We start from the raw sequence: 12,002 nt of genomic DNA, 5'->3' as shown, positions 1-12,002 counted from the left end.
CGGAACCTCTGGAGCCGTCACCATGCCGAAGCGCAAAGGCCGTCCCGTCCTTCACGCGGCCACCGTCCTCGTCCTGCTCACGGGCAGCGCGTACTTCACCTACGAACTCCGCAAGGACGAGGAGGCGAAGGTCCCGGCCGTGCAGGCCGTCACCGACCGGCCCGACCTGGAGAACTCGGGCAAGGCCACCGGCAAGCAGACCTGGGAGCGCCTGAACAACCCGACCCGCTCCGTGCTGCGCGGCGAGAACGGCGACGTCCTCGCCACCTTCACGGACGGCGCTCGCACCGCGACCCTGCGCGGCCCCTCCCGAACCTTCACCGAACCGTCCAACACGCAGTCCCGCGTGGTGACCCAGGACTGGGTGCGCCTCATGCCCGAGGCCTGGCGCAAGGGCGCCGAGAAGGAGAAGTGGTTCAAGGACTGGTTCAAGGAGTTCTACGGCAGCGAGACCGACGACATCTTCGCGATCGCCTTCCAGTACGTCGACGGCGCCCCCGTGAAGAAGGACGACGAGGGCGTGCCGTACGCGGGTGACGCGGTCTTCGGCCCGTTCAAGGACGACGGCGTCGACCGCCTCGAACAGAACGACTTCTACGACTACCTCGGCATCAACTACACCTTCCGCGACGGCTCCACCATGCAGGCCCGCAAGGAGCGCTACCGCGCCCTGGACTGCTCCGGCTTCATGCGCATGGTCTGGGGCTACCGGGCCCGCTACCCCCTGATGTCCAGCAACACGTCCGGCGACGGACTGGCGCGCAGCGCCGACGGCATGGCCCGCTCCAAGGTCGGCGTCGACATCCTGAAACTGTCCGGCCCCTCGCCCTGGTACACCCGCCCCAAGAACATCGACGTCGTCCAGCCCGGTGACCTCCTCTTCTTCAAGATGGACCACCGCACCGGCAACCACCTCGACCACGTCGCCCTGTACCTGGGCGTGGACACCGACGGCCACCGCGTCTTCATCTCCAGCCGCAAGGAGGTCAACGGGCCGACCATGGGCGACAAGGGCGGCGCGTCCCGCATCGACGGCAACGGCTTCTACGCCGGACTGCTGCGCAGCGCCAAGCGGTTGTGAGCTGGAGGGGCAGAGGGAGCTGGCGGAGCAGAGGAAGCGCGCGGAGCAGAGGGATCGGGCGGGGGGCGGGAGGCGGCGGGCGCGGGGCCCACGACTAAGGTGAACCGGTGAACGTCGACTGGCTCATACGCGGCCGTGACGGCAGGCTCGCCGTGTACCTGCTGTCGGACGCCGCCGTCCACTGCCGGGCGGAGCGCGGACCCGGCGGCCCCTGGGACCGGCCGCGCACCGTGGGCGGCGCCCAACGCCTGCACCCCGTCCTGGCCCTGGGCCAGGGGTCCGACCGCTACACCCACCTCGTCTCCTGGCGTCCGACCGTCCGTGACGAGTCGGGGCTCGTCCACTCGACCCACTACCGGGCCGACCTCGCCGCGCTCGACTGGCACCCGATCGGGCATCCCAACCGCACCGGCGGCCGGACCGGCAACCCCGCCGTCGCCGTCGACGCGCAGGGGCGCGCCCATGTCTTCGTCCGCAACAAGGGCGGCGGCGTGAGCATGATCGCCCAGAAGCTGAAGGGCGGCTGGGGGCCCTGGCGTGACCTCAAGGGCCACGACGTCCAGGGGGACCTGGCCGCCGTGACCGGCACGTCCGGGCTCGTCGAGCTGTACGCGGCCGTGCCGGGCGGCGTGCTGCACTGGAGCCAGCGGGAGGCGGGCGCCGAACCCGCCCTGGAGGAGGCCCTGGAGGCATCCGTCCGCCCCGGCACCCTGCGCGCGCTCGCGACCTCCGCCGGCTCCACGACCCTCTTCTTCACCGACGCGTCGGGGGACCTCTGCGCCTGGCGTCCCGGCGGCAAGCCCGCGGCCGTCCTCGCCTCCGCCGGGCCGGGTCCCGTCAGCGCCATCCGCTGTGAACTCGACGGGCACGACTGCACGTTGCTCGCGCAGCGGTCCGCCAGTGGGCGGGTGGCGTTCGCCGCGTATCCGACCGAGGACGAGGCCGCGGGGGCCTGGTGGGCCGAGTCCGGGCCCGCCCTTCCCGCCGACGCGGTGGTCGCGCTGGCGGAGGACGAGTCCGGCCGTGTCGTCGCCGCGACCCTCTCGCCGGGAACCGGCCAACTCCTCCTCACTCAGCGCAAACCCGAACCGGGCCTGGCCCTGGAACCCTGGCACCCGGTGTGACCTCCCCGACGCCGGGCGCGGATATCGCGGCCCCGCAGGCGTTTGAGGAGCAGAGGTCCGGGAGCAGCGCCCCCGCGAACGGCGGTGCCCCGCACGTCAGTTGACGTGCGGGGCACCGGTGTGCGTGGGCCGGTGTTACACCGGGACCGACGCGAGGCCCTCGGCCAGGAACCGCTTGCCGGTGACCCGCTCGGAGACACCCTCCCGGTCCAGGTAGGGAGTGATCCCACCGAGGTGGAACGGCCACCCGGCACCGGTGATCAGGCACAGGTCGATGTCCTGCGCCTCGGCGACGACCCCCTCGTCGAGCATGAGCCCGATCTCCTGGGCGACGGCGTCGAGCACCCGGTCCCGCACCTGCTCCTCGGTGAGGACGACATCGCCCTGCTGGAGCAGCGCGGCGACCTCGGGGTCCAGCTCCGGCTTACCGGAGTCGTAGACGTAGAAGCCGCGCTTGCCGGCCTTGACGACGGCGGCGAGGTTCGGGGAGACGGTGAAGCGGTCGGGGAAGGCCCGGTTGAGGGTCTCCGACACGTGCAGCCCGATCGCGGGACCGACCAGCTCCAGCAGGACCAGCGGAGACATCGGCAGACCCAGCGGCTCCACCGCCTTCTCCGCGACCTCGACCGGCGTGCCCTCGTCGATGACGTTCTGGATCTCGCCCATGAAGCGGGTGAGGATACGGTTCACGACGAACGCCGGGGCGTCCTTCACCAGCACCGCGGTCTTCTTCAGCTTCTTGGCGACGGCGAACGCCGTGGCCAGCGAGGCGTCGTCGGTCTGCTCGCCGCGCACGATCTCCAGGAGCGGCAGGATCGCGACCGGGTTGAAGAAGTGGAAGCCGACGACCCGCTCGGGGTTCTTCAGCTTCGACGCCATCTCGCTGACCGACAGCGAGGAGGTGTTGGTGGCGAGGATCGCGTGCGCCGGAGCGACCGCCTCGACCTCCGCGAACACCTGCTGCTTGACACCGATCTCCTCGAACACGGCCTCGATGATGAAGTCCGCGTCGGAGAATCCCTCGGCCTTGTCGAGCACACCGGAGACCAGGGCCTTGAGGCGGTTGGCCTTGTCCTGGTTGACGCGGCCCTTGAGGAGCAGCTTGTCGATCTCGGAGTGGACGTAGCCCACACCCTTGTCGACGCGCTCCTGGTCGATGTCCGTCAGGACGACGGGCACTTCGAGGCGGCGCAGGAAGAGCAGGGCGAGCTGCGAGGCCATCAGGCCCGCGCCGACGACGCCGACCTTGGTGACCGGACGCGCCAGCGACTTGTCCGGCGCGCCCGCCGGACGCTTGCCGCGCTTCTGGACCAGGTTGAACGCGTAGATGCCCGCGCGCAGTTCACCGCCCATGATCAGGTCGGCGAGCGCGGTGTCCTCGGCGTCGAAGCCCTTCTGGAGGTCCCCGTCCTTGGCCGCGGCGATGATGTCGAGCGCGCGGTAGGCGGCCGGGGCGGCCCCGTGCACCTTGCTGTCCGCGATGGCCCGGCCGCGGGCGACGGCCTGGTCCCAGGCCTCGCCGCGGTCGACCGCCGGACGCTCCACGGCGATCTCGCCCTTGAGGACGGCGGCCGTCCACAGCAGCGACTGCTCCAGGAAGTCCGCGCCCTCGAACAGCGCGTCGGCGATGCCGAGGTCGTAGACCTGACCGCCCTTGAGCTGCTTGTTCTGGTTGAGCGAGTTCTCGATGATGACCGAGACGGCCTTGTCGGCGCCGATCAGGTTCGGCAGGATCGTGCAGCCGCCCCAGCCGGGCACCAGACCGAGGAAGACCTCGGGCAGCGAGAACGCCGGCAGGGCCGCGGAGACGGTCCGGTAGGTGCAGTGCAGACCGACCTCGACGCCACCGCCCATCGCCGCCCCGTTGTAGTAGGCGAACGTCGGCACCGCGAGGCCCGACAGACGCTTGAAGACCTCGTGGCCGCCCTTGCCGATGGCGAGCGCGTCCTCGTGGCGCTTCAGCAGCTCGACACCCTTGAGGTCGGCGCCGACCGCGAAGATGAACGGCTTGCCGGTGACACCGACACCGACGATCTCGCCGGCCGCGGCCTCCTTCTCGACCTGGTCGACGGCGGCGTTGAGGTTCGCCAGCGACGCGGGGCCGAAGGTGGTCGGCTTGGTGTGGTCGAAGCCGTTGTCGAGGGTGATGAGCGCGAAGCGCCCGGCACCGAACGGCAGGTCGAGGTGGCGTACGTGCGCGGACGTCACGACCTCGTCGGGGAACAGCTCGGCCGCGCCCTTGAGGAGTTCAGCGGTGCTCACTTGTCGCCTCCGGCGTCCTTGTGGTGCGGGTTCTCCCAGATCACCGTGGCGCCCATGCCGAAGCCGACGCACATGGTGGTGAGGCCGTAACGGACCTCGGGCTGCTCCTCGAACTGGCGGGCGAGCTGGGTCATCAGCCGGACGCCGGAGGAGGCGAGGGGGTGGCCGTAGGCGATGGCGCCGCCGTACTGGTTGACGCGCGCGTCGTCGTCGGCGATGCCGTAGTGCTCCAGGAACGCGAGCACCTGGACGGCGAAGGCCTCGTTGATCTCGAAGAGGTTGATGTCCTCGATCGACAGACCGGCCTTCGCGAGGGCCTTCTCGGTGGCCGGGATCGGGCCGTAGCCCATGACCTCCGGCTCGACGCCCGCGAAGGCGTACGAGACGAGCCGCATCTTCACCGGCAGGTCGTGCTCGCGGGCGAAGTCCTCGGAGGCGAGGATCGAGGCGGTCGCGCCGTCGTTCAGACCGGCCGCGTTGCCCGCCGTGACCCGGCCGTGCACCCGGAACGGGGTCTTCAGGTTGGCCAGGTTCTCCAGCGTGGTGCCCGGACGCATCGGCTCGTCGGCGGTGACCAGGCCCCAGCCCGTCTCGCCCGCCTCGGCGTTGGTGTTGCGCACCGAGATCGGCACCAGGTCCTGCTGGATCTTGCCGTTGGCGTACGCCTTGGCGGCCTTCTCCTGCGAGCGCACGGCGTACTCGTCGGCGCGCCGCTTGGTGATCGTCGGGTAGCGGTCGTGCAGGTTCTCGGCGGTCATGCCCATGAACAGGGCGGACTCGTCGACCAGCTTCTCGCTGACGAACCGCGGGTTCGGGTCCACGCCCTCGCCCATCGGGTGACGGCCCATGTGCTCGACACCGCCGGCGATGACGGCGTCGTACGCGCCGAACGCGATGGAGCCCGCGGTGCTGGTGACGGCGGTCAGCGCGCCCGCGCACATACGGTCGATGGAGTAGCCCGGGACCGACTGCGGCAGCCCGGCGAGGATGCCCGCCGTGCGGCCCAGGGTCAGACCCTGGTCGCCGATCTGCGTGGTCGCGGCGATGGCGACCTCGTCGATCTTCTGGGGGTCAAGACCGGGGTTGCGGCGCAGCAGCTCCCGGATGGCCTTCACGACGAGATCGTCGGCGCGGGTCTCGTGGTAGATGCCCTTCGGGCCCGCCTTGCCGAACGGGGTGCGGACGCCGTCGACGAAGACGACGTCCCTGACGGTACGAGGCACGATGGCTCTCCTCCAGATGCGGGATGGCACTGCTGCGCGGGCACACGCCTGAGCGCGCGCTCAGCACCCATGCTACTTACGAGTAACCATCGTGCCCAGTCCCGCGGCCGGGAGCGGTGAACGTCACATCCGGAAGGCCTACACCCCGGCCTACACCCCGGCCTACGCCCCGGCCGGCGGCCCGGCCCTTACCCGCCCCGGCAGGCCCGCGGATCTTGGCGCGATCTCGACCCTCCGCACCGGCCCGGGGCGCCCGTTCGGCGTGGTTCGGCCGCTCCGGGCACCCCGTCCGGCCGCTCCGGGCACCCCGTCCGGCCGTTCCGGGTGTGCCGCCCCGCCGCTCGAAGACGCGGCCGGACCACCTTCAGGGGGCCGGTGAACCGCCTTCAAGCGCCGCCAACCCCCGTTCCGGAACCGCTGGACGTCAGACCGTCTTCAAGGACAGCGCCGTCACCAGGACCGGGGTCACCAGCTCGACCTGCCAGGGCCGCGCCCCGTACCCGGTGAGCGCGGCGCCCACCGACTCGGCGTCCGGCGTGGCGGGCGGCTCCCAGCAGACCCGGCGCACGGTGTCGGGGGTGATCAGGTTCTCCTGCGGCATGTTGAGCCGCTCGGCCAGCGCCGACACGGCGGCCCGCGCGGCGGACAGCCGGGCGGCGGCGGCCGGGTCCTTGTCGGCCCACGCGCGCGGCGGCGGCGGTCCGGTCACCGGCTGGCCGGGCTGCGGCAGCTCGGCGTCCGGCAGCTCCCTGGCCCGGTCGACGGCGGCCTGCCACTGGTCGAGCTGACGGCGGCCCATGCGGTGCCCGAAGCCGTTCAGCGCGGACAGGGCGTGCACGTTGGCGGGCAGGGCGAGGGCCGCCTCCACGATGGCCGAGTCGCCGAGCACCTTGCCGGGCGAGATGTCCCGGCGCTGGGCGATCCGGTCCCGGGTCTCCCACAGCTCCCGTACGACGGCCAGCTGCCGGCGGCGGCGGACCTTGTGCATGCCGGAGGTGCGGCGCCAGGGGTCCTTGCGCGGCGGGGCGGGCTCGGCCGAGGCGATCGCGTCGAACTCCTGGCGGGCCCAGTCCAGCTTGCCCTGCCGGTCGAGTTCCTTCTCCAGGGCGTCGCGCAGGTCGACGAGGAGTTCGACGTCGAGCGCGGCGTAGCGCAGCCAGGGCTCGGGCAGCGGGCGGGTCGACCAGTCGACGGCGGAGTGCCCCTTCTCCAGGACGAAGCCGAGGACGCTCTCGACCATGGCGCCGAGGCCCACCCGGGGGAACCCGGCGAGCCGGCCGGCCAGCTCGGTGTCGAAGAGGCTGGTGGGGATCATGCCTATCTCGCGGAGACAGGGCAGGTCCTGAGTGGCGGCGTGCAGTACCCACTCGGCGTCGGAGATCGCCTCGCCGAGGCCCGACAGGTCGGGACAGGCGACGGGGTCGATGAGCGCGCTGCCCGCGCCCGCGCGGCGGAGCTGGACGAGATAGGCGCGCTGGCCGTACCGGTACCCGGAGGCGCGTTCGGCGTCGACGGCCACCGGGCCGGTGCCCGCGGCGAAGGCGGCGACCACCTCGGCGAGGGCGGCCTCGTCCGCGATCACGGGCGGAATGCCCTCGCGGGGTTCCAGCAAGGGGATCGGCGCCGATTCGACGTCGTCCGGAGGGCCGCCTCCGGTGGTTCGCAGTGAGCTGTCTGCTGCGGTCTCTTGGGCGTCGGTCACCTGTCAAGGGTATCCGTGTATGGACAACGCCCGTCGACGGAACGTTCCGTCGACGGGCGTCTGGGGGTCGTAAACCAGTCAGCTCGGTGAAAGATCCGGTTCACGCACGGGGGAGGAGGCCGGGTGGAGAGTGCGGGTGGCGGGGGAGGGGGGAGGGGTCAGTGGATGATGCCGGTCCGCAGCGCGACCGCGACCATCCCGGCGCGGTCGCCCGTGCCGAGCTTGCGGGCGATACGGGCGAGGTGGCTCTTGACGGTCAGCGCGGACAGTCCCATGGAGACGCCGATGGCCTTGTTCGACTGGCCCTCCGCGACCAGGCGCAGGACCTCGACCTCTCGGCCGGACAGTTCGCGGTAGCCGCCCGGGTGGCTCGGGGCACCCGGGGGGCGGCGGTGCATACGGGCGGCGGCCGAGCCGATGGGCGCGGCGCCGGGCCGGGTGGGGAGCCCGACGTTGGTGCGGGTGCCGGTGACGACATAGCCCTTGACGCCGCCCGCGAGGGCGTTGCGCACGGCGCCGATGTCGTCGGCGGCGGAGAGGGCGAGGCCGTTGGGCCAGCCCGCGGCTCGGGTTTCGGACAGAAGGGTGAGGCCGGAACCATCCGGCAGGTGGACATCGGCGACGCAGATGTCGCGCGGGTTGCCGATGCGGGGACGGGCCTCCGCGACGGACGACGCCTCGATGACGTCGCGCACTCCGAGCGCCCACAGGTGGCGGGTGACGGTGGAGCGGACCCGGGGGTCGGCCACGACCACCATGGCGGTCGGCTTGTTCGGGCGGTAGGCGACCAGGCTTGCGGGCTGCTCAAGGAGAACGGACACCAGGCCTCCTGGGGGTGCGGGGACGGGGGACCGGCTCTGGGGGGCGAGCCAGGATGAACCGTGCTTTCAAGGTCACAGACGTCTTCGGCATCAAACCTGTGGACCTTTAGAGAATGATCACGAAGTGATGAGTAACAATCCGTGCAATTCGGACACGCGATCGATCATCCGAAGATCGAACCGAGTCGGTCTGCGTCGATACGCGGCCGAAAGTGGCCGTATCGACAAAGAAACCGGCAAGGGTGGGGAAGCCGGAGGTCAAACGGGTCACGACATGAGAAAGGCGCGCGTCGCGACGCGCGCCCTTTCGGGGGGACTTCCAGGTTCTTCCGGGGTGCTTCGAGCGGGCGGGGGGCTCCCTCAGCGGGACTGGGGGCCCCGGCGCTGCGGCAGGGTGACCACCGAGGCGTCGCCCGGGGGCACCGGCGGCAGCCCGGCGATCTGACACAGCAGATCGCACCAGCCCGCGAGGTGCGCGGCCGTGTCCGGCACTCCGCCGAGGCCCTCCCGGGGCGTCCAGGAGGCCCGGATCTCGATCTGCGAGGCGGCGGGCCGTTCCGACAGCCCGCCGAAGTAGTGCGAACTGGCGCGCGTGACGGTGCCGCTCGGTTCGCCGTACGACAGTCCGCGGGCCTGGAGCGCGCCCGTCAGCCACGACCAGCAGACCTCGGGGAGCAGCGGGTCCGCGGCCATCTCCGGTTCCAGTTCCGCGCGGACCAGGGTCACCAGCCGGAAGGAGCCCTGCCAGGCGTCGTGCCCCGCCGGGTCGTGCAGCAGGACGAGCCGGCCGTCGGCCAGGTCCTCGTCGTCGGCGACGACCGCGGCCTCCAGCGCGTAGGCGTAGGGCGCCAGGCGCTGCGGTGGTCGCGTCGGGTCGATCTCGATGTCCGGCCGCGGTCGCGCGGCCCTCAGTGCGTCGACGGCAGCCCGGAAGGGCAACGGGGCCGTCTCCACCGCATTCCTGTCCTCCTCCTTCGCGTCGTCCATTCCGCCAGCGCCGTCCGACAGTCGTCCCTGAGCCGCAGCCATGCGGGGAAGATTAAGGGGAACGGAGCCCGCGCGCAGGGAGGGACACCCGTGCGTGGGACCCCTGTCCGGATCGCGCTCGGCGAACACCGCTCTCCGGGGTGCCCCCGGCCGCCCGCCGAAGCCGCCGGCACCGGCCGCCGGAGCCGAGGGCACACCCCCGGCGGAGCCGACGGCACCGGCCGTGGAAGCCGTCCTCCCGTCGACCGCGCCGGTCGCGTGGAGCCCCGGAGGCCGGGACGGGGATGTCGGCGGGCCGTGGGAGACTTTCCGTCGTGAGCGCCAACCACAGCCCCGCCGGGCAGCAGCCGACAGCCACGTACGAGTCCGCCTTCCTCAAGGCGTGCAGGCGCGAGCCCGTGCCGCACACGCCCGTGTGGTTCATGCGGCAGGCCGGCCGCTCACTGCCCGAGTACCTCAAGGTGCGCGAGGGCATCCCCATGCTGGAGTCCTGCATGCGGCCCGAGCTGGTCGCCGAGATCACCCTCCAGCCGGTCCGCCGGCACGGCGTGGACGCGGCGATCTACTTCAGCGACATCGTCGTCCCGCTCAAGGCCATCGGTGTCGACCTCGACATCAAGCCGGGCGTCGGACCCGTCGTGCAGAACCCGATCCGCACCCGCGCCGACCTGGCCCAGCTCCGCGACCTGACCCCCGAGGACGTCTGGTACGTCACGGAGGCCATCAAGCTCCTGACCGCCGAGCTGGGCGAGACCCCCCTCATCGGCTTCGCGGGCGCCCCCTTCACCCTCGCGAGCTACCTCGTCGAGGGCGGCCCCTCGAAGAACCACGAGCACACCAAGGCGCTCATGTACGGCGACCCGCGGCTCTGGGCCGACCTGCTCGACCGCCTCGCCGAGATCACCTCCGCCTTCCTCACGGTGCAGATCGAGGCGGGCGCGAGCGCCGTCCAGCTCTTCGACTCCTGGGTCGGCGCGCTCGCCCCCGCCGACTACCGCCGCTCGATCCTCCCGGCGTCCACGAAGGTCTTCGACGCCGTCGCCGGATACGGCGTCCCGCGCATCCACTTCGGCGTCGGCACCGGCGAGCTGCTCGGCCTCATGGGCGAGGCCGGCGCGGACGTGGTCGGCGTCGACTGGCGCGTCCCGCTCGACGAGGCCGCCCGCCGCGTCGGACCCGGCAAGGCGCTTCAGGGCAACCTCGACCCGGCCGTGCTGTTCGCGCCGACCGAGGCCGTCGAGGCCAAGACCCGCGAGGTGCTGGACGCGGCCGCCGGCCTGGAGGGCCACGTCTTCAACCTCGGCCACGGCGTGCTGCCCTCGATGGACCCGGACGCCCTGACCCGCCTCGTGGAGTACGTCCACACCCAGACGGCCCGCTAGGCCTTGTCCCTCACCCCGCCGGTTCACCAGCCGGGCCGCGCCTGTCTGCCGAACAGCAGGCGGCGCGGCTCGGGTGGTGGCGGGGTGCCGGGGCGCAGCGGCCAGGCCAGCAGCATGCCGGCCAGGAAACCGACGACGTGCGCCGCGTAGGCGACGGTGCCCGCGTCCGGCACGGCCGCCCCCGACGAGTAGGCGGCCTGGAGCACGAACCAGAAGCCCAGCACGATCCACGCGGGCAGCCGGAGCGGCAGGAACACCAGGAACGGGACCAGCACCCACACCCTGGCCTTCGGATACAGCACCAGATAGGCGCCGAGGACGCCCGCGATCGCCCCCGAGGCGCCGATCAGCGGGTCGCCCGAGTCCTCGTTGACCAGCGCGAAGCCATAGGCCGCCGCGAAGCCGCACGCCCCGTAGAACAGGGTGAAGCGGACGTGGCCGAGGCGGTCCTCGATGTTGTTGCCGAAGATCAGCAGGAAGAGCATGTTGCCCAGCAGGTGCAGCCAGCTTCCGTGCAGGAACATCGCCGTGAGCACCGACAGCGGCGGCGACTTGTCGTAGTCCGGCGGCCCGAGCACACAGCCCGGGCCGTCCGGTCCGGCGCCGACCTCTCCGGTCGGCACCAGCCGCGGCATCCGATGGTGGATCAGTTCCTGCGGCACGGCCGCGTACTGGTCCATGAACGCGTGCAGATGACACAGCTGCGAGAGCGCGCTGTCACCCGCCACGGATCCGGCCAGGCCTGGGGTGTAGAGGAACACGATGACATTGGCGGCGATCAGCGCGTACGTGACATAAGGCGTGCGCCGCACCGGGTTCACGTCATGGACGGGGATGACCACAAGAAAGTACTGCCCCCGATGCGCGGGGTGAATCCGCGCGCCGCCGGTGCCGGCGGACGAGCGCGCGTGGCCGGTGCTCCCGGGGCGCCCCGCTGAACACACCGGCCCCGGCGGCCGTATGTGTCCTCGACCGCCCCCGCCGTGTCGGACGCCGCGGCGTGGGTTCGACGCGACGACGTGACGACGTGAGGACACAGGCGATGAACGACGGAGTGACTCCCGCGATGCAGGCCCTGCCCGACGGCGAGGCGCGGATAGCGCTGGTGGTGCATCTCCCCTGGGAGGACGTCGCCGCGCTCGGCCAGGAGGCCGGACGGCTCGCGGCCCGGATGCAGCGGCCGGTGACCCTGGACGAGGCCGTCAGCCACCGGCTGCGCTCCACCCGGTCCGCGGCGCACGCCAAGCCCGCCCAGGCGCCGCCCTCGGTGACCGCGCCCGCCTCCGTCTCCTCGCTGCCGCCCCGCGCGCCGGGGGAACAGGCCCGGCAGGCGCTGGACCGCGTCAACGGCGCGGCGGGCCACGAGTCCGCCTGACGCCGGGGCCGGGGCGGCGGACGGCGGCAGCGGGCGGCCGAGGCC

General features: G+C 72.0%; 10 protein-coding genes. 4 read left to right on the top strand and 6 right to left on the bottom strand.

Features of this window, described 5'->3' with window-relative positions; translation table 11 throughout:
• The first annotated feature begins 22 nt into the window (after nucleotides 1–22).
• Both AB0912_RS03640 and AB0912_RS03635 read left to right on the top strand, forming a co-directional pair.
• Nucleotides 23–1,081: an NlpC/P60 family protein gene (locus AB0912_RS03640; RefSeq protein WP_366696292.1), complete on the top strand. Its 1,059-nt coding sequence runs from the start codon at nucleotides 23–25 to the stop codon at nucleotides 1,079–1,081.
• Between the two features lie 107 nt (nucleotides 1,082–1,188).
• Nucleotides 1,189–2,205, top strand: a complete 1,017-nt coding sequence (locus AB0912_RS03635) for a hypothetical protein (protein WP_366696291.1) — start codon at nucleotides 1,189–1,191, stop codon at nucleotides 2,203–2,205.
• A 135-nt stretch (nucleotides 2,206–2,340) separates the two neighbouring features.
• Here the strand turns inward: AB0912_RS03635 and AB0912_RS03630 are convergent, their stop codons facing one another.
• From AB0912_RS03630 to AB0912_RS03610, 5 genes are all read right to left on the bottom strand, one after another.
• The gene (locus AB0912_RS03630) at nucleotides 2,341–4,467 is read right to left on the bottom strand and encodes a 3-hydroxyacyl-CoA dehydrogenase NAD-binding domain-containing protein (protein ID WP_366696290.1); all 2,127 of its coding nucleotides are present in this window, start codon (nucleotides 4,465–4,467) and stop codon (nucleotides 2,341–2,343) included.
• Complete coding sequence (locus AB0912_RS03625) at nucleotides 4,464–5,690, bottom strand: acetyl-CoA C-acyltransferase (RefSeq protein ID WP_366696289.1); 1,227 nt, start codon at nucleotides 5,688–5,690, stop codon at nucleotides 4,464–4,466. The genes AB0912_RS03630 and AB0912_RS03625 overlap by 4 nt, the downstream gene beginning before the upstream one ends.
• A 424-nt stretch (nucleotides 5,691–6,114) precedes the next feature.
• Nucleotides 6,115–7,392: a ribonuclease D gene (locus tag AB0912_RS03620; protein WP_366696288.1), complete on the bottom strand. Its 1,278-nt coding sequence runs from the start codon at nucleotides 7,390–7,392 to the stop codon at nucleotides 6,115–6,117.
• 158 nt (nucleotides 7,393–7,550) lie between these two features.
• On the bottom strand, nucleotides 7,551–8,213 hold the full coding sequence (locus AB0912_RS03615; RefSeq protein ID WP_019073943.1) for a response regulator transcription factor: 663 nt from the start codon (nucleotides 8,211–8,213) through the stop codon (nucleotides 7,551–7,553).
• A gap of 360 nt (nucleotides 8,214–8,573) precedes the next feature.
• Nucleotides 8,574–9,200, bottom strand: coding sequence for a DUF3000 domain-containing protein (locus tag AB0912_RS03610; RefSeq protein WP_366696538.1), 627 nt, complete (start codon nucleotides 9,198–9,200; stop codon nucleotides 8,574–8,576).
• 314 nt (nucleotides 9,201–9,514) lie between these two features.
• On the opposite strand from AB0912_RS03610, the gene hemE reads away from it, so the two are divergent.
• On the top strand, nucleotides 9,515–10,582 hold the full coding sequence (gene hemE / locus AB0912_RS03605) for a uroporphyrinogen decarboxylase (protein ID WP_366696287.1): 1,068 nt from the start codon (nucleotides 9,515–9,517) through the stop codon (nucleotides 10,580–10,582).
• 23 nt (nucleotides 10,583–10,605) lie between these two features.
• Here hemE and AB0912_RS03600 read toward each other — a convergent pair whose 3' ends face one another.
• Nucleotides 10,606–11,424 (bottom strand): rhomboid family intramembrane serine protease, encoded by an 819-nt coding sequence (locus AB0912_RS03600; RefSeq protein ID WP_366696286.1) that lies wholly within the window; start codon nucleotides 11,422–11,424, stop codon nucleotides 10,606–10,608.
• A 200-nt stretch (nucleotides 11,425–11,624) separates the two neighbouring features.
• Here AB0912_RS03600 and AB0912_RS03595 point away from each other — a divergent pair, with 200 nt between their 5' ends.
• Nucleotides 11,625–11,957 (top strand): hypothetical protein, encoded by a 333-nt coding sequence (locus AB0912_RS03595; protein WP_366696285.1) that lies wholly within the window; start codon nucleotides 11,625–11,627, stop codon nucleotides 11,955–11,957.
• Nucleotides 11,958–12,002 lie beyond the last annotated feature (45 nt).

It is taken from the genome of Streptomyces sp. NPDC007084, assembly GCF_040703595.1.
Lineage (GTDB): Bacteria > Actinomycetota > Actinomycetes > Streptomycetales > Streptomycetaceae > Streptomyces.
The sequence above is the reverse complement of the archived record's forward strand: the minus strand, read 5'-3'. Positions and strand labels throughout refer to the sequence as shown.